The sequence below is a fragment of the Pseudoalteromonas sp. SG44-1 genome (assembly GCF_014164315.1).
GTDB lineage: Bacteria > Pseudomonadota > Gammaproteobacteria > Enterobacterales > Alteromonadaceae > Pseudoalteromonas > Pseudoalteromonas rhizosphaerae.
The window spans coordinates 14307-33976 of sequence record NZ_JACJEW010000001.1; the positions used below are offsets into that span (position 1 = coordinate 14307).

20 protein-coding genes are annotated in these 19670 nt (G+C 41.0%); 9 read left to right on the forward strand and 11 right to left on the reverse strand.

Annotated elements, in window-relative coordinates:
• Positions 1-58 precede the first annotated feature (58 nt).
• Positions 59-796 (forward strand): RIO1 family regulatory kinase/ATPase, encoded by a 738-nt coding sequence (locus H5187_RS00085; protein ID WP_182794059.1) that lies wholly within the window; start codon positions 59-61, stop codon positions 794-796.
• A gap of 44 nt (positions 797-840) precedes the next feature.
• Here H5187_RS00085 and H5187_RS00090 read toward each other — a convergent pair whose 3' ends face one another.
• The 4 genes from H5187_RS00090 to H5187_RS00105 all read right to left on the reverse strand — a co-directional run bounded on the left by H5187_RS00090 (position 841) and on the right by H5187_RS00105 (position 4064).
• Positions 841-1992 (reverse strand): family 43 glycosylhydrolase, encoded by a 1152-nt coding sequence (locus tag H5187_RS00090; RefSeq protein WP_182797423.1) that lies wholly within the window; start codon positions 1990-1992, stop codon positions 841-843.
• 20 nt (positions 1993-2012) lie between these two features.
• Complete coding sequence (locus tag H5187_RS24490) at positions 2013-2252, reverse strand: RICIN domain-containing protein (RefSeq protein ID WP_182797424.1); 240 nt, start codon at positions 2250-2252, stop codon at positions 2013-2015.
• Between the two features lie 202 nt (positions 2253-2454).
• Positions 2455-2922, reverse strand: coding sequence for a hypothetical protein (locus H5187_RS00100; protein ID WP_149980916.1), 468 nt, complete (start codon positions 2920-2922; stop codon positions 2455-2457).
• Complete coding sequence (locus H5187_RS00105) at positions 2922-4064, reverse strand: PepSY domain-containing protein (protein WP_182797425.1); 1143 nt, start codon at positions 4062-4064, stop codon at positions 2922-2924. The genes H5187_RS00100 and H5187_RS00105 overlap by 1 nt, the downstream gene beginning before the upstream one ends.
• 101 nt (positions 4065-4165) lie before the next feature.
• On the opposite strand from H5187_RS00105, the gene H5187_RS00110 reads away from it, so the two are divergent.
• On the forward strand, positions 4166-6328 hold the full coding sequence (locus H5187_RS00110) for a TonB-dependent siderophore receptor (RefSeq protein ID WP_182797426.1): 2163 nt from the start codon (positions 4166-4168) through the stop codon (positions 6326-6328).
• 63 nt (positions 6329-6391) lie between these two features.
• Here the strand turns inward: H5187_RS00110 and H5187_RS00115 are convergent, their stop codons facing one another.
• The 4 genes from H5187_RS00115 to H5187_RS00130 all read right to left on the reverse strand — a co-directional run bounded on the left by H5187_RS00115 (position 6392) and on the right by H5187_RS00130 (position 9236).
• Positions 6392-7228: a mechanosensitive ion channel family protein gene (locus H5187_RS00115; RefSeq protein ID WP_182797427.1), complete on the reverse strand. Its 837-nt coding sequence runs from the start codon at positions 7226-7228 to the stop codon at positions 6392-6394.
• A 35-nt stretch (positions 7229-7263) separates the two neighbouring features.
• The gene (locus tag H5187_RS00120; protein WP_149980912.1) at positions 7264-7971 is read right to left on the reverse strand and encodes an LrgB family protein; all 708 of its coding nucleotides are present in this window, start codon (positions 7969-7971) and stop codon (positions 7264-7266) included.
• Entirely contained in the window at positions 7964-8347 is a 384-nt protein-coding gene (locus H5187_RS00125; RefSeq protein WP_149980911.1) for a CidA/LrgA family protein, read from the reverse strand. The genes H5187_RS00120 and H5187_RS00125 overlap by 8 nt, the downstream gene beginning before the upstream one ends.
• Before the next feature lie 97 nt (positions 8348-8444).
• Positions 8445-9236, reverse strand: coding sequence for a crotonase/enoyl-CoA hydratase family protein (locus H5187_RS00130; RefSeq protein ID WP_182797428.1), 792 nt, complete (start codon positions 9234-9236; stop codon positions 8445-8447).
• A 303-nt stretch (positions 9237-9539) separates the two neighbouring features.
• On the opposite strand from H5187_RS00130, the gene H5187_RS00135 reads away from it, so the two are divergent.
• The 5 genes from H5187_RS00135 (at position 9540) to H5187_RS00155 (ending at position 15607) form a co-directional block, all read left to right on the forward strand.
• Positions 9540-10706: an efflux RND transporter periplasmic adaptor subunit gene (locus H5187_RS00135; RefSeq protein ID WP_149980909.1), complete on the forward strand. Its 1167-nt coding sequence runs from the start codon at positions 9540-9542 to the stop codon at positions 10704-10706.
• Between the two features lie 11 nt (positions 10707-10717).
• Entirely contained in the window at positions 10718-13834 is a 3117-nt protein-coding gene (locus H5187_RS00140; RefSeq protein ID WP_182716999.1) for an efflux RND transporter permease subunit, read from the forward strand.
• A 107-nt stretch (positions 13835-13941) separates the two neighbouring features.
• Positions 13942-14262 carry an HI1450 family dsDNA-mimic protein gene (locus tag H5187_RS00145; RefSeq protein ID WP_145237630.1) on the forward strand — a complete coding sequence of 107 codons (321 nt, stop codon included), beginning with the start codon at positions 13942-13944 and terminating at the stop codon, positions 14260-14262.
• A 61-nt stretch (positions 14263-14323) separates the two neighbouring features.
• Entirely contained in the window at positions 14324-15139 is an 816-nt protein-coding gene (locus H5187_RS00150) for a DUF481 domain-containing protein (RefSeq protein WP_149980906.1), read from the forward strand.
• 9 nt (positions 15140-15148) lie between these two features.
• Positions 15149-15607 (forward strand): hypothetical protein, encoded by a 459-nt coding sequence (locus H5187_RS00155; protein WP_182797429.1) that lies wholly within the window; start codon positions 15149-15151, stop codon positions 15605-15607.
• A gap of 61 nt (positions 15608-15668) precedes the next feature.
• On the opposite strand, the gene H5187_RS00160 is transcribed toward H5187_RS00155, so the two are convergent.
• Positions 15669-16154 (reverse strand): peptidylprolyl isomerase, encoded by a 486-nt coding sequence (locus tag H5187_RS00160; RefSeq protein WP_182717001.1) that lies wholly within the window; start codon positions 16152-16154, stop codon positions 15669-15671.
• 12 nt (positions 16155-16166) lie between these two features.
• Entirely contained in the window at positions 16167-17078 is a 912-nt protein-coding gene (gene ygfZ / locus H5187_RS00165; RefSeq protein WP_145237616.1) for a tRNA-modifying protein YgfZ, read from the reverse strand.
• 130 nt (positions 17079-17208) lie between these two features.
• On the opposite strand from ygfZ, the gene H5187_RS00170 reads away from it, so the two are divergent.
• Positions 17209-17460 (forward strand): succinate dehydrogenase assembly factor 2, encoded by a 252-nt coding sequence (locus tag H5187_RS00170; protein ID WP_182797430.1) that lies wholly within the window; start codon positions 17209-17211, stop codon positions 17458-17460.
• 40 nt (positions 17461-17500) lie between these two features.
• Positions 17501-17872, forward strand: a complete 372-nt coding sequence (locus H5187_RS00175; protein ID WP_246175499.1) for a hypothetical protein — start codon at positions 17501-17503, stop codon at positions 17870-17872.
• Here the strand turns inward: H5187_RS00175 and nadB are convergent.
• Positions 17832-19457 carry an L-aspartate oxidase gene (gene nadB / locus H5187_RS00180; RefSeq protein ID WP_182717003.1) on the reverse strand — a complete coding sequence of 542 codons (1626 nt, stop codon included), beginning with the start codon at positions 19455-19457 and terminating at the stop codon, positions 17832-17834. The two genes, H5187_RS00175 and nadB, sit on opposite strands and share 41 nt — an antisense overlap.
• Positions 19458-19670 lie beyond the last annotated feature (213 nt).

Here is a 19670-nt window from a genome sequence, read left to right on the forward strand (position 1 = left end):
GCAGAGATTTGATAATATAGTTGCCTAGGCATTTATATTTAACAAATCGCAGGGTGTTATGATCGAAGCTACTTTATTAATGCAGTTACAGCAGCAATTTCCAGAACATCAGTTTGCAGCCGAAAATTTAAATGTTGTTCATACTGGACGTTTTGCAAATGCTATTGTCTATCGTTATACCGATCAGCAACTCGATTTAGTAATTAAAGATTTTCAACATAGCCCTTGGTGGATCAGAAAAACCTTTGCGCCTTTGTCGGTGAATCAAGAGTATAAAGGGCTGGCTCGTTTAGCTGGCATAACTGGAGTGAGTGGGCGATTTTTACGATTATCGCCGATTGCTGTTGCCTATGACTATATTACAGGCACACCACTTAAACAGTTAGTACAACAAAAAGAAGTGCTACCCGTTAGTTTTTTTAAAGATTTTGAACGACTGGTTGCATTAATGCATCGCCGAGGAGTTGTACATTTAGATTTGCGCAATTTGGGTAATGTGCTTTGTAGTGATGATGGTAAACCGTATATCATCGATTTTCAGTCGACGATACGATACGCGCGATTTCCTCGCTGGTTACAGCAATTTATGCGTGGTGCAGATATGTCGGGTGTTTATAAAGCATGGGCAAAGCTTGCTGATCAACCTCTGCCAGATGCCAAAGCTGATTATTTAAGTAATTTTAATCATGTTAGAAAGCGTTGGATTTTTAGAGGTTACCCGATCCAACGTGCATATATGTGGGGATGTGGAATAGCTACGCAAATCGCCTCCGCTATCATGGAGCGTTTTTTATAAAGCGCGTTATTACACGCTTTATAAATGTTGTTAAGTTGGCTGGTTTAAAATCTTGGCCAACCATTTGAGTCCCAATTTAGTATGCTGATCAATAGTTTTGGCACACCGTTGTCACCTTTATCATAAGCATGGCGAACCATTACATCGGTATTAAGAATATCTTGGCCGCCAGGTCCGGCCCACTGGCTGTTACCAGCATCTAAAATACTGCCACCACCAGAGAGCATATTGTTGCCATTCTTGTCTAAGTAAGGACCACGAATATCCGTTGCACGCCCATATGCGATACGATAGGTGCTATCGGTTCCTGCGCAACATTTACCAACAGATACAAATAGGTAGTAGTATCCTTGGCGATAGATGATCGTTGGTGCTTCAATGCCACCTGAGCGGCTAGCAAGGGAATAGAGCTCACCAAATGGTTTCATCGTTATTGGGTTGATCCGCATTAACTTGATACCTGAATTCCACGAACCGAATGTTAACCATGGCGCACCATCTTTGGCGACGACTAAATCTGGGTCAATCGCATTGTAGTTATTGCTGTTGGTGGTGTTTATCACTAAACCATCATCACGCCAATTACCGGCAGAGATACTACTTGCTGAGGTTAAACCAATTGCCGAAACACGCGAGCCAAAGGTTGATATTGCATAATAAAGCCAGCTGCGGCCATTGTAACTTTTAAGTTCAGGCGCCCAAACATCAATGCCATCGTGTTCAGGCACATAGTTAGACCACCAATTTAAGCCATTAGGAAAAATCGCTGCCGCATCATTCCATGCTACGCCATCATTTGACCACTTTCCAGCGATGCCAGGCCCAGTTTGAAATATCCACCACGTACCATTTTCGTAACTGATGGTTGGATCGTGAGTGACTAAACTACCGGTTAATGGCCAATGATCCGTTGCGCCATTGGTAGTTGAAGGATCAAAGGGAGCGGATTCTACGTTGGCGAGTTTATTGAGCTGCCAAAGCTGTGCATCACTGCCATTGTATGCCCATTGGCTGATATTAGCCCCGTCATTGCCGTCAAAGTCATACAGGTCGAGTGCTTTTTGGCTATTGGCATTGATAAAGCTCACATAGCCGTTGCCTTCGTTATTAATTTGCCAATGCTGGGTTGCGCCAGCGCTATAGTCATATTGCACTACGTTTGCGCCATCATTAGTTGACCACTCAAAGACCTCCATTGCTTTACCGCTGTTAAGGTTTATACAGAGTAGTTATTATTTTCAACCTGAGTAATGAGCCAGCGTTGGGTATCGTGATTGGTATTAGCCCATTGGCTAATATTCGCGCCATCAGCTGTTGATGCATTGGCAACTTCGACAAATTTGGCGCTATATTTTGATTTTATGGTATAGACGCCATTATCGATAGCGAATGCATTATTAAAAAATGGATTGGCGGCTAAACTAAGCCAGCAAAGTAGTTGTGTGGAAAATTTCATTTTATCTCCAAAGTACTGTGTGTGTATGATCCGATAGCTAAAGCAAATTTAGCATTCGACGAGCAGCTCAACGGTGTAACCTTTAAAAGGTTAATTATAACACTTTATTATATTATTACTTTTGTAAAGATAAATGGTGATTTAAGTTAAATAAAAGTTGGGTCTGGGTGGGCGTGGGAGCATGTTTTGCTCCCCATTGTTGTTAGTTAATAAACTGGCTTGGAATTTCCCAGCTTTGAACTAGCAATTCACCTTGCCACGTTTGGAGTGTGATCCATGCCTTATCTTTGCTGGTTATTAATTTTGGTGCAATAGCGTGCACATGTTGACCATGACGCGTGCCATGTAAAATACCTTCATCGGCTTTTGATAACTGACTAAGTGGTAATGGGGTGGGGCCAATATTCATGTAACCTTGGCGTACATCTGCTATTTTTCCTTTATTAAACATTACCATAAAATCTTTAACGTATTCACCATGGTGGCTATAGGGGGGTGCCATATTAAGTGGCATGGGTGCAAGGGTAAACTCTCCCATTGTTTGCTCGCCCCATGAGTCAGGAAATATGAGAATCATTGATTGATATAAAAACCAAAATGGTAAAATTAAAATACTAGCATGTAGTAGATACTTATAGCGTTGCCACCAAGTACTTTTAAGTCGCGCCATTATTGTGCCTCCTGAATATAGTCAGTCGTTAGCAGCTGCGCCTTTGTTGTCTTAGCTAACTTACTACGCCACATCATAAAGCCTGTAATAGACATACCGCTTAAGATCACGCCAAAAATAAACCAAACTAGCTTGGTCCAGATCCCGCCAATTGTGCCGTAATGCAAAGGGTCTGCAATATGAGAAATAGTTTGTAGAGCGTTCATTGATCCGGGACTTTTAGTCTGTGCTAATTCGCCTGTCCAAGGATTTATCGTCGTTGAGAACGCATAGTCATCATAGAAAATAGTGTTGTTCGAGCCGCTGATACTGTACATGCCTCGGCTATGTTCTGGGAACATGATGTAATGAGGTTCAAAGTCAGTAAACTGCTGCTTAGTGAGCTGTAGAGCCTGACTTAGACTGATGGCCGGTACCGTTTTAGAGGTGGGCAAATCAGCTATGCTTACCAGCGGCGGATGCTCTTCAATATCAATTTCGTTATGCCACATAATTGCTTGAGTTAAATACCAAAACCCCGTTAAGCTCATAATGAGTAAAAACCACATAGACCAGACGCCAGCCAAGCTATGTAAATCTTTTAGTAAGGTTTTTTTACCTTGATTAAAGCGCAATTTAGGCTGAGTAAAAGCACGCCAGAAATTTTTATAAATAATCAGCCCGGTGACTAATGCGCCAAACATGACTATTGCCATTGCAGATACAAGATAATAACCGACGCTATAACCAGATTGCCATGGAAACAACAGCCAACCATGTAACGCGCGCATAAAACCAATAAAGGTGATGTCTTGATTAACTGCTTGTATTTGCCCTGTGTACTGATTTACGTAGGCAATTGCTTGGGGTTTATTGTGATCTGTAAAAATAATAGCGTTTACTAAATACGGTTCATACACCAATACTGATGTGATATCAGCAGTTGGATGTTGTTGTTCTACTGCTGCTATTAATTCATCGATTGGTTTTGCAGGCAAATTGTTAGGATTACTTGCTCGAGCAGCAGGGTTGGTTAACCAGGTAAGCTCATGACTCACTACAGAGAGAGTGCCTGTAATACAAATAAAACAGAATAAAACCCATACAGGCAATGAGAACCAGCCATGTAATTGAAACCAAAATCGCTTGCTTACTTTAGCCATAGTGAAACCTATTGTTAATGATATTTGTTATCATTCATATTGCATTTCAATAATTGTACTATTAAACTACCTTCAATTTCAATTTGTCCTAAGGAATATTAATGCAGTTAAGTGGAATAAATACACCGTTAAGTATTTTATCTTTGACTCTTCTTTCACTGTTAAATCCTTCTAATGCTGTTGCCGAACAGCATGCTGTGAGTGAAGATCACGATTTAGAAGTTATTACGGTAAAAAGCCAACGAGGTTTGATTTCATACATGAGTGCGTCTGGTGCAAAATCAGACGTGCCAATTATTGAAACTCCGTTGTCTGTTTCAGTTTTAACGCAAGAGCGAATTGAAGATTTAGGCGCACTAACTATTCAAGATGCAATTGGTTATGTGTCTGGTTTATATAATGGTCCATACGGTGTTGATACCCGTGGCGATTGGTCGGTTATTCGTGGTGTGTCGCCCGTACAATACTTAGATGGCTTAAAATCGTTGTATGGTAGTTATAATAATGTTCGTACTAACCCTTATGGATTGTCGCAAATTGAAATACTCAAAGGGCCGAGCTCAGTACTTTATGGACAGGGGTCAATTGGCGGGATTGTTAACTTAGTCAGTAAAAAACCAGAAGCTGAAACATCAGGACAGCTTTGGGGGCAAGTTGGTAATTACTCGCGCAAACAAGTTGCGGGAGATATTACCGGTGCATTAAATGATGATGCTTCATTACAAGGGCGAGTAATTGGTTTATGGCGAGAGAGTGATACCCAAACCGATTATGTGCCAGATAACAGTATTGTGTTTTCTCCATCATTAACCTGGTATGCCACTGATGATACAAAAATAACGCTATTAACTAATTGGCAAAAGAATGAATCAGGCACGAGTACCTCGTTCTTACCTCACTCAGGCACCATTTTAGAAAACGAAAACGGCAAAATTCCATCAAACAGTTTTGTTTCTGAGCCGGGTTTTGATCGTTATGATACTGAGCAAGCGTCAATCACTGCGATTTTAGAGCAAAATATTAATGCTGATTGGCAGTTTAAACTAGCTGCGCGTTACACCGATAGTCATGCTGATTATCATACGATTTATGGTTGGCCACCTAAATTTTTAGAAGATGGGCGCAGCGTCAAGCGAGTGTCTTATCTTAGCTCCGCTGATTCGCGGGCTATTGCCAGTGATGCCCAGTTTCATGGCAATATAATAACCGGTAATATTGAGCACACAATAGTGATGGGGCTTGATTATCAAAATGCTTATACCGATAACGACTCTGTTTCTGGACTCGCTGGCACGCTAGACTTATTTAACCCGAAATATGGCCAAGTCGCTAATTTACCAACGGTAGATGATATCGTTGATTATGACTCGTCAAAGGTTTATCAAACTGGCTTATATATTCAAGACAGTATGAAAATTGCTGATAAGTGGATAGTCTCAACAGCATTACGTCGCGATAAAGCAACAACAAACCCTGAAAACGGCAAAAGTGAGTCACAGTATGCGACCACCGGTCGTTTAGGCTTGATGTATTTATTTGACTCAGGGGTTTCACCGTATGCAAGTTATAGTGAATCATTTGAACCATTAATAGGTCAAGATGCTTACGGTAAAGCATTCGAACCAAAAACGGGTGAGCAAGTTGAAGCGGGTTTAAAATATCAACCAGCAGGTACAGAGCATCTACTTACGGCCGCCGTATATCATATTGTAGAGCAAAATCGCACCACCAGCTTACCAGCTGAACAGGTGGGTAATACAAATCTTATTGACCCTAATGGACAAGTTCAGCAAGGTGAGGTAACTGTTAAAGGTATTGAATTAGAAGCACAGCTAGCGTGGGATACAGTCGATGTTTACGCATCTTATGCATACACTGACGGCTATGTTAGTCAAAGTAATACTCTTGGTGAAGATGGTGCAAAGTTAAGTGCCTTGCCAGATCAGCAAGCATCTATTTGGAGTACTTGGCGACCTGAGTCATTGAACGGCTTTAAAATGGGTTTTGGAGCACGATACGTTGGTGAAACATCAGATGGAAGTGCCTATGTTGAAATGAATAATATAGTTTTAAATGATCCTATTAAAACGGATAACTATACTTTATTTGACGCTATGATTGGTTATGATTTTGATGACTATAGTTTTAGTTTACAAGCGCAAAATTTAACGGATAAAACAGTGATTACATCATGTTTAGCGCGTGGAGATTGCTTCTATGGTCAACGCAGAACTGTAACTGCGAATGTGCGCTATAAGTTTTAATGAAGTTAATATGTAGTATAAATAAAGGGAGCAATTAGCTCCCTTGTTTGCAGTATTGCTAGCTTAGCTATCAATACTTTGTTGGTTAATTGTGACAATTCGTTGTGGGAATGGAATTTCAATATCCGCACCTTGAATCGCACTATATACGCCACCGTTTACGGCCAGCTTGGTTTCAATTATTTTCGTTGTCGGCACCCAGTAGCGGTAACTAATTGTTACTCCACTTTCAGCAAACCGTTCAATGCCAACTTGTGATAGCGGTTCACTTGCGACTAACTCATGGTCTTTCAATACGTCTTCTATAAGCTCTATAGCATGCTCAGCAGTGGCGTTATAGGCAATATCAATTTCACCTTTGACCAATGAATAATTAAATGAGTTATGTAGTATTTCGCCAACGATATGTTTGTTAGGAATAGTAATTTCGACTTTTTCTTCGTTGATCAAAATGGTGTAGCCTAACTCAATGGTTTTTACTTGACCGCTGACATTTTTAACTTCAATCGTGTCACCAACAATAAAGGGGCGGGTGGCAATAATAGCCAAGCCTGCGCCATAATTTGATAACATCCCTTGCAATGCTAAACCAGCGCCAAGAGAAGCGGCACCAATTGCAGCAACAAAAGGTGTGACACTTATGCCAATTTTACCTAGCGCAATAATAATGAACATAACGATAAACAATACTTTCACTACATTACTGACAAAATTAGTGAGAGTAATATCAATATTGTTACGCGCCATTAAAGCGGCAATCATCTTAGATATTTTTTGTGCCACCCACAAACCAAAAATCAAGATCAACAATGCGCCAACTAATTGCATGCTGTACTTAACGAGGTACTCAGTGATCATGGTGTAGTATTTTTCAACTTGTTGGATTTCTGTACTGATCATCTATTATCCATAAATAAAGTGGTTAAACTATTTCATCATAGCAGAGCTTGACTCAAAAAAGGATAAAGTAATGGTACGATTAAAGCGGTAAGTAATGCGCTCAATGCCATTGCCACTGAAGCAAATGCACCAATACGCGGATGCTCAACAAGTGCGGCGGCGGTGCCTATTGCATGAAATGCAGTACCAATCGCAACGCCTTGTGCCTGATGGTTATAAATGCCCACCTGACGAAGAATAAGTAGCGCGAACAAAGCACCTAATAAGCCGATAAAAATCACCATCGCAGCTGCCAGCGAAGCGATGCCTCCGAGTGAATCAGTGACTAGCAGAGTAATGGGAGTAGTGACCGATAAAGCGGCAACAGATGCTGCTAATTGTGTAGGCACATTAAATGCAGCACTGAGTAAGGTTGCAACCACAGTGGCATTGATTATGCCCAGACTACAGCAGCCAACAATCAGCAAGAGATTTCTTCGTATATGCACAAATTGTTGATATAGCGGTAATGCAAGCGCAACAATGGCAGGCTCCAGTAAATAGCTTAATAGCTGGCTATGGCTAGCAAATTGCGAATAAGGCAGTGAAAAACTCACTAGTAATATGGCTATAAGCGTAATAGTGATAAAAACGGGATTAGTCAGCGCTTTTAATAAAGGATTGTTAATGGTTGTATTGAGCTTCCTTAACCCTAAAAACAGCGTGATAATTACAGGAATACTTAACCACCATAGATCAATCATGTTCAATCCTGCCTTTAAATACACTGATCACTGCTGCGATAAGCAGTAAGCTGGTCAATGGCACCAAAATGAAAACTGCACTGAGAAATTGCCATTGCAGGGCGATGATTTCAAGGTGTTCGATAAAACCAACCCCTGCAGGGATGAAAAAAAGCGGCATGACATTTAATAATGGCTTAGCACAGGGAGCTAAGTGATGCTCTTTCACTACGTTTGTTAAAAGTAACGTAAGCAGCATTAGCATCGCTAATAGGGGGGCTGGAAAGCTGCCTTGCAGCCAGTGCATGATTATTTTTGCTATAGCCAAACAACCCAAAATCAAACAGCTGCTGAGTAAATAAGGGAAGATTTTTTTTAGCACAGTTCGGGGATCCATTGATTATTTACTCACTACAGGTCGTATTATACTTCAGCATATTTGCTTGTTGAAAACTATGCGACTTATTGCTTAGCGTTGATATTAAGTGAATTTGTTACCAACGTTTACTATTTTGATACTCGATGTTGTCGGCGCCTTTGGCTTTTGCAATGGCCTTTTTTGTATTACTGTTAATAAGCAGACGAATTTGGCTAATGGTTTCTTTTGCTAAAATTTGTCTTCTTGGAGTGTTAAAACTTTGTTGGGTAACGCGTTTGATTGCCGCTAAAGTATCCGGTGAGCGAGCTAATAAGGTATTGATCATTGCTAAACAGCGTTGCTTTGGATCCGCATTTACTTCGGTTATTAACCCTAATTGCAGCGCTTTATCAGCACTAATAGGATCTGCATGACTGGCAAGCCACATGGCATCGTCACGTTTTAGTAAGCTAGGTAGTACAACATTTGCACCCATATCAGGGCATAGTCCCCAGCGCGCTTCCATAATGGCTAATTTAGCATCTGGGTGCACAATCCGATAATCAGCCCCAAGAGCTATTTGCAGGCCACCACCAAAGCAATTACCTTGGACGACTGCGAATACCGGCACACTTAGTGATTGCCAACCCAGCACAACTTGCTGCGCTAAATTACAGTTACCCGGTAACCATTTAAATAGCAACTTGGCAATATTTATGGGACTTTTCATAACGGCAGCAACATCCAGTCCAGCACAAAAATGCTCACCATCACTTTGAATAACGACAGCGCGGATAGTCGGGTCTTTTTTAATTTTTTTAATGATACTTGTCAGCTGTTTGAACATGACAAAATTCAACGCATTTTGTTTATCTTTTCGGGATAATGTAACGAAGGCGATTGCCTGCTGTGTTTCAAAATTAATCATGTCAACTCCTCTGACCTGTTTCAGTTTAGCTTACGAGCTAATTGAATTGATGTAAAGCGTGGCTTTCTTGTTTGAAAAGCAAGCTATTTTATAGCCTGTTATTGTGAACCTCAGATACAAATGATCACAAAGTGGTCTATATTTTTAATCGGGTGGCTTGTTATATGATCGACCCATAATAGCCTCTGAACGTAACTTGGCGTTTAAACACAATTTAAAATAAACATATAAAGGTAGTGCGCGCAGCTACTAAGGAGATAAACCATGCTAAAAAGGTTCACGCCTAGCATTTTAGGAACTTACATGTCATTAGCGATCAAAGGGGTTGTTGGTACAACATTAATCGCTTTTTTAGCTGGTTGCTCAGATGATAATGCTACTAAACAAGTCGCTCCGCCTCCTGCGGTTTCAGTATTTAATGTTGTTACCCAAGAGGTGGGGAATTATCGAGAGTTTGTTGCTCGCACGGAAGCTCATCAGGAAGTGAAAATTCGCGCTCGTGTTGAGGGTGAATTAATAGAGCGTCATTTTGATGAAGGCTCATTTGTTGAAAAAGGACAGCTACTACTGAGAATCGATCCAAGTGAATATCAATCTTCTGTTGCTGAAATTGAAGCGGACTTAAAAAGTAAGCTTGCTGGCGAAGATGGCGCATCTCGCGATTTAAAACGCGGTAAAGAAGTTGCTGCACAAGGGTTTATCTCACAATCTGATTTAGATAAATTAACCACTAAGTATGAGCAAGCTGCTGCGGCTGTTATCTCAGCAAGGGCAAGCCTTGAAAAAGCAAAATTAAATTTAAGTTACACCGAGATAAAAGCGCCGTTTGCAGGGCGTATTGGTAAGGTTAATTACGATGTAGGCAATATTGTGAGTCCTTCCTCAAATGAACTAGCGGAATTGACCGATGTGGATCCAATTTATGTTAACTTCCAGGTCGAAGAAGGTGATTACATTAGTTATCGTCAAAAACATCAAGACAGTGCTAATAACCCTCAAAATGTACCAATCGATTTATCCCTGCGTTTGCCAAATAACTCGGACTTGGGGGCTAAAGGGCAGTTAGATTTTGCCGATACGAAAATTGATCGCAGTACTGGCACAGTTGAATTAAGAGCGACATTTGCCAATCCACAAAACATTATAATGCCAGGCTTGTTTGTCACCTTAATTGTTGAAAGTAAAGATAAGCAATTACAAGCACTTATTCCTCAAGCAGCAGTACAAGAAAATCAACAAGGTAAATTTGTACTCGTGGTGGGTGAAGATAACAAAGTTGCTACGCGCATTGTGCAACTAGGACGGCGCATTAATGCGATGTGGGTCGTTCAATCGGGCCTTGAAGAAGGTGAGCAAGTGATTGTTGAAGGTTTACAAAAAGTACGTCAAGGGGTCGAAGTTAAACCAGTTGAAAAAAAGGTCGATCACACCACTGGTACAATTTCTAGTCAATCAGACGCTGCAAACTAAAGGAAACGCACATGATAAGTAAAACGTTTATCGCGCGGCCTAAATTTGCCCTCGTTATTTCGATAGTGATTACGCTAGCGGGTTTGATTTCCATGGGTTTGCTGCCAGTTAATATGTATCCCGAGATTACTCCACCGCAAATACAGATCACCGCAGTTTACCCTGGCGCCAGTGCGCAAATAGTGGAAGAGTCTGTGGTCAGACCCATTGAAGAGCAAGTTAATGGTGTCAAAGATATGATGTATATCGAGTCTAGCTCCAGCAATAATGGCACTGCTACGATAACTGCATACTTTAAGGTGGGCACGGATACTGATATTGCTCAAGTCAATGTACAAAACCGTGTCGCGTTAGCTGAACCAGGATTACCCAGCGAAGTAACACGCCAAGGTGTATCGGTTAAGAAAAAATCCAGTTCAATGTTATTGGGTATTAACTTGTATTCTAGCCAAGCAAACATTGATGCTATTTTTTTAAGTAACTATGCAACAAATTACTTAACGGAACCGCTGGGACGAATTAAAGGCGTGGCATCGGCTGAGGTTATGGGTGAGAAAACCTATTCAATGCGATTGTGGTTACGTCCAGATAAAATGGCGGCGTTAGGGCTGACAGTAGGCGAAGTTAGAGCAGCATTACAAGAGCAGAATACCATAGTGGCAGCTGGTAAATTAGGTGCTGCACCGAGTTTACCAAGTCAGCAGTTTGAATATTCAATTCAAGCTAAAGGGCGTTTAAAAACTCCAGAAGAGTTTGGCCAAACAATTATTCGTGCTAATCAAGATGGTAACTTTGTACGTTTAACTGATATTGCCCGCATCGAACTTGGCTCAGCTGATTACAGTATTAACGCTAAGTTAAATCAGCAAGATACCGCTTTTATAGTTATTTACCAATTAACCGATGCCAACGCAACGCAAGTGGCAAGTGATGTAAAAGCCACCATGGCAGAGCTTGCTAAGCAATTACCAGATGGTGTTGAATACTCAATACCATACGATACGACAGAGTTTATCAATCGCTCAATCGAAGAAGTGATTGTTACATTATTTCAAGCAGTTGGCCTAGTTGTTTTAGTGGTGTTTTTGTTTTTACAAAACTGGCGCGCGACACTTATTCCAACTATTGCCATTCCAGTATCGTTAGTGGGGACGTTTGCTTTTATGATGGCTATGGGTTACTCAATTAACTTAATCACCTTATTTGGTTTAGTGCTAGCGATCGGTATTGTGGTAGATGATGCAATTATTGTAATTGAGAATGTTGAGCGGATCCTCAAAGAAGAAAAGCTGCCGATTAAAGAGGCTGTCACTAAAGCGATGGAGCAAGTAACCGGGCCTATTATTGCGACCACTTTGGTGTTATTAGCCGTATTTGTGCCTGTAGGCTTTATGCCTGGTATTACCGGGGAGCTTTATAAGCAGTTTTCTGTAACGATTTCGTTTGCGGTATTAATTTCATCGGTTAACGCATTAACCCTAAGTCCAGCTTTATGTGCGCTATTGTTAACAGAAAAGTCAATGAAACCGATAAAATGGCTGGCGCCAGTCGAGCAAGGCATTGTTAAATCAACTTCCATCTATTCTAAAATCATCCACTTTGTTTTAAAACGCTCGGCACGAGTGGGTATTTTTGCCTTAGTTATTTTTGTGGTGGCAGGCTGGCTGGCTAAAAGCGTTCCAACAGGATTTGTGCCAGCCGAAGATCAAGGTTTTGTGTTTGTAGATGTGCAATTACCAGATGCGGCGGCTTCTGGTCGCACTGCTGATGTGATGCATAAAATAGGTGACATTATTAAACAAGAACCTGCAGCAACTGATTTTATTGCGGTATCCGGTTTTTCTTTGATTGGCGGGGCGGGCTCAAATAATGCTTTAGGTATTGTTATTTTAAAAGACTGGGAAGAACGCACTAGTGCTGAACTAGGCTTAAAGTCAGTGATTGGTCGTTTGATGGGAAAAATGTGGGCCATGCCAGATGCGCAGATAATGGTATTTAACCCGCCGCCAATTCCTGGTTTAGGTAATAGCGCTGGTTTTGAGTTTCGCCTACAAGACAGTGAAGGTCGGGATCCGACTGAATTGGCGCAAGTACTTAATGGTCTGGTATATGAAGCGAACCAACATCCAAGCTTGAGTAATGTGTACAGTACTTTTAGAGCAAATGTACCGCAGTACTTTTTAGAGATAGATCGCAATAAAGCAAAGGCTCAAGGGGTTGCATTAAGTGACATATTCTTAACGCTCCAAGCCCAGCTCGGCTCATTATATATTAACGATTTCAATCAGTTTAGTCGTACTTATAAAGTAATCATGCAAGCTGAGAGTGAGTTCCGTAAAAATCCTTCCGACTTACAGCATTATTTTGTGCGTAATAATGAAGGCGACATGGTGCCATTAACGACACTTGCTAAACTTGAACCAATTCTTGGGCCAACAACCCTTAAGCACTTTAATTTATATCGTAGTGCGAGTATCAGTGGTCAAGCAGCTGCGGGGTTCTCAAGTGGTGATGCAATAGCTGCCATGGAAGAGCTAGCTAAGCAGTTACCTAATGGCTATGTATTTGAATGGGCAGGGCAATCTAAACAAGAAATTGAAGCTGGCAATATGGCACCGTTGCTATTTGCTTTGGCCGTTATCTTTGTTTACTTGTTCTTGGTTGCACAATATGAAAGTTGGACGATCCCTTTTTCAGTTATAGCCGCAATTCCACTGGCGATGTTTGGCGCAATGTTAGCGTTATACGTACTGGGTATGGAAAATAATATTTATGCACAAGTGGGGTTAGTACTGCTTATAGGTATGTCGACCAAAACTGCAATCTTGATTGTAGAGTTTGCGATGGAAGAACGGCTTGCCGGCAAGAGTATTTTTGATGCGGCTCTTAGTGCAGCCAAAATGAGGTTTCGTGCGGTATTAATGACTGCTCTTTCATTTGTATTAGGTGTATTACCGTTAGTATTTGCAACTGGCGCGGGTGCTGGAAGCCGCGTATCGCTTGGTGTCACTGTGCTAGCCGGCATGTTAGCCGCGACTATATTGGGTACTTTGCTGGTGCCATTATTTTATAGTTTGGTGCAGTCAATGCGCGAAAAAGTAAAGGGCACAGCGACAACGCAAACGTAAAATAAGCCCTGTATAAAAAAAGTCAGGGAAACCTGGCTTTTTTTTGTCAAAAATTTGCTGAGGTTTGATACTATATCTGGCATTAGCATCATGAAAGGTTTATGGCAATGACAGGACCCCGTTTATACAGTGAAGAAGAAGTAACGCATCAAGCTTACGATATCTTTTTAGAGTTAGCCCCAGATAACCTTAGTGAGCAAGATGTTGATGATTTTAACCAGCATCGTGAAGAGCTTGGCTTTATTGAAGAAGGTGAGCCTGATGACCAATGGCAAGATTTTGTCGCATTAGAAATAGAGCCAGAATTATTTATTCAGGTGTTAGTGGGACTTGAATTCGATAATCAAGATATTTTATTTGCTAAAATTTTGATTAGCCGTGATAAAGACGCGCCGTTTTGTCATATATTATGGAAAGATAGCGAATAATCTCGATGCAGTATCTTAGTGAAAACAGCCTTGTTTTAAATATCAACACAGTGAGCGAACAGTGATTAGGTTACTGCTGTTGTTGGGCTGTCTGCTTAGCTTTAGAGTCTGGGCGGTTGATCCTTTTGAAGACTTTCATGAGTATGGTCAGCTCTCAGATGAAGAGATCCATAAAATCCATCAAGGCGAACTATTATACGGCGATACTGAATTTGGATTTATTGTTAGTCGCGGTAATACTAATTCGACCAGTTTTAAGTTCAAAGGTAACTTATATCAAGATCTTGAGAATTGGCGTAATCAATTCAAGATAGATAGTTTATATAAACGTGATCGTAACGACACCACTGGCAATGATGAAGTCTCGGCAAACCGTATATTTTTCTCTGCGCAGGGCAACTATAAAGTAGGGGTAAAAAATGCCTCATTCTTTATGTATGGTGATTATGAAGAAGATGAATTCAGTGGTCTTGAGTTTAAAAGCACACTTGCGGCAGGTTATGGTAACCGTTTGTATCAAGGGGTAAAAAACCAAGTTGATTTTGATATAGGGCCTGGTTTATACCGCTCGGTAGCACAAGATGATGCTGAGCTTGAAGATGAGCAAGACAAAACCAAAACCGGCTATTTATTACGTTTAGCACTGCAGTGGGAGCGAACTGTCTCGACTCGAACACGTTTCAATCAAGATTTAAGTATTGAGCAATCATTGTCAGGATTAAACTCACGATTAAAGTCAGAAACATCATTGATCAGCCAACTAATGGGCGCTGTATCATTAAAGTTTACTTATTTATATCGTTATAATTCTAAGCCGGAAGACGATAAGTTAAAGTTTGATTCAGAACTAAGTGCGACATTAGTTTATAGTTTTTAAGAGAGTATTATGTATCAACATAAGCAATTTGCATTGTTCATTTTTGTTATTCTAAGTTGGGTTGCCAGCTTTGTTGGTTTAGCTTGGTATTTAATTGGTGCCGATATGCCGTTAATGGTATTTGCAGCGATTTTAGTGCTGGTGGGTTTTTTGTTCCATGGTTTAACCATTAAAGTTGATGACAGCCAAATTAGCTGGGGGTTTGGTCCTGGTGTGTTTGGTGATAAGTTACAGTTAGTGGATATTATTGAAGCTAAAGCAGTAGAAAATTCTTTTCGTCATGGTATTGGCTTACGTATTACCCATGATGGTTGGGTATACACAGTGTCAGGATTTAGCGCGGTACAGCTAACTTTAAAAGATGGTAGCCAATATCGCTTGGGAACTAACGACCAAGATGGTTTACTGGCAGCGTTGGCGGGTAAGATAAGCGAGCCAGTAGCAGAGCCAGAGCCTACACCTGTTTGATTAAATTATAGATATAAAAAAAGCGCAGTAGCGCTTTTTTTATTGTCGGTTTAAGTCGATATTAGTGATCGTGACCACAGCCGCCATCACCATGAACATGGCCATGCTCTAGTTCGTCTGCTGTTGCATCACGCACTTCAAGTATTTCTACATCAAAGTTTAAAGTGATGCCTGCGAGTGGATTATTACCATCAACAATTACATCGTCTTCTTGAATATCAATGATCATTACAGATTGATCGCCGTCATCTGTTGAGGCACGAAATTGCATACCAACTTCAATTTCCATACCTTCAAACATCGACTTTGGTACTGCTTGCATCAGATCATCATGGCGTTCGCCATAACCTTGCTCTGGTGGCACAGTAACACTAAGTGTGTCGCCCGCTTTTTTACCTTGCAGGGCATCTTCTAGGCCTTGAATTAAGTAACCGGTACCAACGATAAAGATCAGTGGCTCACCATCAAATGAGTTGTCGATAGAGTTTTTGTCATTATCCATGACTGAATAATGCATTTTTACCACTTTATTTGTTGCAACGATCATAGTCACTCCTATTTATTCGTCTTCGAGAGAGTAGGGTAGAGGAAGGATTGATAGCTCTACCGTTGGGGCATGTTTTGCACGCAGTAACTGACTAGGTTCACTGTCGTTTGGCAACACAACAAGGCCAAATAAGGTTTTACTTTGTTGATTGTAGGCTTGGCTTATTAATTTGCCAGCACGACGCCAGTTTTCACCCATTTGGGTTTCAAGCTCTGGTTCAGCTAATTCTCCATCGCTGTGCCCTGATACGATATACATAGCGCGTTTATTTTTACCAAGGTATTTCATGCGGGCAACGGTTTCTTGGCCTGTGTAACAGCCTTTACGAAAGCTTACTCCACCGATAGCTTGCAGGTTAACCATTTGTGGTACGTATTCACCGAGTGCCGCTTCATTGAGCTCAGGCTCACCCGCTAAAATACTATGTTGGTGCCACAGCGCGTCGTTTTCAAGGGCGATAACCTCATCAGGCAGTGAAAATTCATCATTAACCATCAGTAAAATGCGGTTTTTTGCTAATTTTAGTGCTTTACCATGACTAAAATCGCAAGCGCTATCTTGCTCATTAAAATGAATGTTCAACGCATTTAAGGTTGCAGCTAAATCATCACCGATTAAACCAATTAACTTGCTGGTAGCAGCTTGTATTTCAACTTTTGAAAACACCGCATACTTTTTTAATTCCGTTAAAGATTGAGTGGTTTCAACCGCTGATGCTGCTAAATAGTAACTATCCTGATAAGCAAATAACTTTGCTACACTCCATAATTTACCTTTGGCATTACAGTGCCCAGCCCATAAGAAGTTGGTTTGGTTGAGCTTATTAATATCTTGGGTAATTTGGCCATGAAGGTAGGCGAGTTTATCAACACCGCTAATGCGGATCAGCTGATGTGATAAAGGGCATGCGTGTACTGTTGACATAAAAACCTGCTTTACAATAAATGTAGGCGCGTATAATACCGTAGTTAGCGCTGCTGGTATAGATGCATAAATAGCTGTTTATTCAGGTGCAATTTGTTAAACTGCTAAGTAACTTAGTACGAGGTAAAAAATGACTGAAATTCACAATAAAGCGCGTATCCGCTGGGCTTGTCGCCGCGGCATGTTAGAACTAGATGTGTTATTTATGCCATTTGTAGATGAGGCATTTGATTCGTTATCTGTACAGCAGCAAGCTGTTCTTCAACGTTTGCTAGAAGCGGATGATCCCGATCTATTTGTGTGGTTTATGGGCCATCAAGAATGTAAAGATCCTGAGCTTAAACAGATGGTACAACTGATTTTAGACCGAGTTCGTGTATAGGTTTAGGGTTACTAATAATGTTCCAGACCACAGGCCTTTTGTGGTCTACTTTAGCTTGTTCGCAGTGTGTTATAGCTTATTTTTAACTAGCATATTAGCGCAATTTATTTGTGTCGCCAGTAGTACTGTTTTTGGCTATGTGAGTTGGCACTGGTATAAAAAATCCCATCCTCAGCAAGGCGTTTTTATATTAGATTCTACGCAATGTCGTTTTGAAAATAATACGCTAAAAATAAATGGCCATATCAGTAACAAAAGCCGTGTTTATCAAAGCAGTGTTTGGTTATATATTAATGGCTTTGCAAGCTCCCACTGGCTGATTATTAATGCCAGCGGGGTTGATGAACTGAGTTTTGTGCGCTTGAAACGTCTTACTTTGGCTGCTCGTCATGAGCAAGCGGAGTTAAAATAGTGGGCGTTGGATTATCATTTAACTGTGGGTAGTCAATGGTATAATGCAAGCCTCTGCTTTCTTTTCGCTCCATTGCACTGCGAATTATAAGCTCTGCTACTTGCACTAAATTACGCAGTTCAAGCAAGTTATTCGAAACGCGGAAGTTTGCATAATAATCACGAATTTCTTGCTGTAGTAATTCAACTCGGTGTAACGCACGTTCTAGGCGTTTAGTTGAACGCACAATGCCAACATAGTCCCACATAAATAGTCGTAGTTCATGCCAATTATGGGTGATCACCACTTCTTCATCTGAGTTAGTTACGCGGCTTTCATCCCACATCGGCAGCACTTTTAATGCTGGACTATGCTGTATTTTTGCTAAAATATCTTTTGCTGCGGCGTGCGCGAACACAATGCACTCTAGTAATGAATTACTGGCCATGCGATTAGCGCCATGTAGCCCCGTATAAGCGACTTCGCCTACCGCATATAAGTTATCTAGATCGGTCTTGCCGTTAAAGTCAGTCATTACTCCACCACATGTATAATGTGCCGCAGGAACCACTGGAATTGGATCTTTAGTGATATCGAGCCCGACACTTAAGCATTTTGCATAAATGGTCGGGAAATGCTCAATAATAAAGTCTTTATCTTTATGGCTAATATCTAAATACACACAGTTAGCACCTAAGCGCTTCATCTCAAAATCGATAGCGCGAGCAACAATATCGCGTGGTGCAAGCTCTTCACGCTCGTCAAAGTCTTTCATGAATCGTGTGCCGTCAGGGCGCTTTAAATAAGCACCTTCACCGCGCATCGCTTCGGTGATCAGAAAGTTTTGTAGCTCTGGGTGATATAAACTGGTCGGGTGGAATTGGTTAAATTCCATATTGGCTACTCTACAACCTGCCCGCCAAGCCATTGCGATACCATCACCACTGGATACATCAGGGTTGGATGTGTAAAGATATACTTTACTGGCACCACCGGTTGCTAAGGCTACAAACTTAGCTGAAATTGTTTCAACTTTCTTCGCTGCTCGGTTCCACATATATACGCCATGAATATGTTTACCGTTTTGGCCTAGTTTTTTATCACCAATTAAATCTATCGCGTTGTATTGTTCTAATAAGGTAATTTCTGGGTGCGCTTGTACTTGGCTTATTAGCGTTGTTTGCACTGCTCGGCCGGTGGCATCTGCAGCGTGTAAAATTCGGCGATGGCTATGGCCGCCTTCACGGGTTAAATGAAAGCGCTCTTTGCCTTTGCTATCAAACTCCATATCAAAAGGCACGCCTTGCTCGATTAGCCATTGCAAGCAGTCATGGGCATTACTTGCGGTGTATTGCACGGCGGTTTTATCACATAAACCACCACCGGCATCTAAGGTGTCTTGTACGTGAGATTCAATGCTGTCATTCTTTTTATCAAACACGGCAGCAATGCCGCCTTGTGCATAAAGTGTGGAACCTTCCGTCAATTCACCTTTGCTGATCACGGTAACTTTACAGTGATTAGCTAAAGATAATGCTAATGAGAGGCCAGCTGCGCCGCTGCCAATAATAGCGACATCCGTGATATGGTGTTTATTTTGGTTCATGTCCGTGGTCTTTGCGGTTACAATGCTCAGATACTAATGTATAAACAGTAATGAGCAAATAATAATATTATGATAGGCGTATATGTATCATATTTGGCGCGACACTATTAGTGATTTTCAACTTTCGCCAACATATTTATATGCTATTTTATAAAAAAATAATATTAAACAGAACTTTTCATTCATGCAGCAGTCAGAGTATTTGTAAACAAT

What these genes read in the sequence shown, in the direction of transcription:
- H5187_RS00085 (WP_182794059.1), top strand. Translation starts at nt 59, where the DNA reads ATGATCGAAGCTACTTTATTAATGCAGTTACAGCAGCAATTTCCAGAA.
- H5187_RS00090 (WP_182797423.1), bottom strand. Translation starts at nt 1,992, where the DNA reads ATGGAGGTCTTTGAGTGGTCAACTAATGATGGCGCAAACGTAGTGCAA.
- H5187_RS24490 (WP_182797424.1), bottom strand. Translation starts at nt 2,252, where the DNA reads ATGAAATTTTCCACACAACTACTTTGCTGGCTTAGTTTAGCCGCCAAT.
- H5187_RS00100 (WP_149980916.1), bottom strand. Translation starts at nt 2,922, where the DNA reads ATGGCGCGACTTAAAAGTACTTGGTGGCAACGCTATAAGTATCTACTA.
- H5187_RS00105 (WP_182797425.1), bottom strand. Translation starts at nt 4,064, where the DNA reads ATGGCTAAAGTAAGCAAGCGATTTTGGTTTCAATTACATGGCTGGTTC.
- H5187_RS00110 (WP_182797426.1), top strand. Translation starts at nt 4,166, where the DNA reads ATGCAGTTAAGTGGAATAAATACACCGTTAAGTATTTTATCTTTGACT.
- H5187_RS00115 (WP_182797427.1), bottom strand. Translation starts at nt 7,228, where the DNA reads ATGATCAGTACAGAAATCCAACAAGTTGAAAAATACTACACCATGATC.
- H5187_RS00120 (WP_149980912.1), bottom strand. Translation starts at nt 7,971, where the DNA reads ATGATTGATCTATGGTGGTTAAGTATTCCTGTAATTATCACGCTGTTT.
- H5187_RS00125 (WP_149980911.1), bottom strand. Translation starts at nt 8,347, where the DNA reads ATGGATCCCCGAACTGTGCTAAAAAAAATCTTCCCTTATTTACTCAGC.
- H5187_RS00130 (WP_182797428.1), bottom strand. Translation starts at nt 9,236, where the DNA reads ATGATTAATTTTGAAACACAGCAGGCAATCGCCTTCGTTACATTATCC.
- H5187_RS00135 (WP_149980909.1), top strand. Translation starts at nt 9,540, where the DNA reads ATGTCATTAGCGATCAAAGGGGTTGTTGGTACAACATTAATCGCTTTT.
- H5187_RS00140 (WP_182716999.1), top strand. Translation starts at nt 10,718, where the DNA reads ATGATAAGTAAAACGTTTATCGCGCGGCCTAAATTTGCCCTCGTTATT.
- H5187_RS00145 (WP_145237630.1), top strand. Translation starts at nt 13,942, where the DNA reads ATGACAGGACCCCGTTTATACAGTGAAGAAGAAGTAACGCATCAAGCT.
- H5187_RS00155 (WP_182797429.1), top strand. Translation starts at nt 15,149, where the DNA reads ATGTATCAACATAAGCAATTTGCATTGTTCATTTTTGTTATTCTAAGT.
- H5187_RS00160 (WP_182717001.1), bottom strand. Translation starts at nt 16,154, where the DNA reads ATGATCGTTGCAACAAATAAAGTGGTAAAAATGCATTATTCAGTCATG.
- ygfZ (WP_145237616.1), bottom strand. Translation starts at nt 17,078, where the DNA reads ATGTCAACAGTACACGCATGCCCTTTATCACATCAGCTGATCCGCATT.
- H5187_RS00170 (WP_182797430.1), top strand. Translation starts at nt 17,209, where the DNA reads ATGACTGAAATTCACAATAAAGCGCGTATCCGCTGGGCTTGTCGCCGC.
- nadB (WP_182717003.1), bottom strand. Translation starts at nt 19,457, where the DNA reads ATGAACCAAAATAAACACCATATCACGGATGTCGCTATTATTGGCAGC.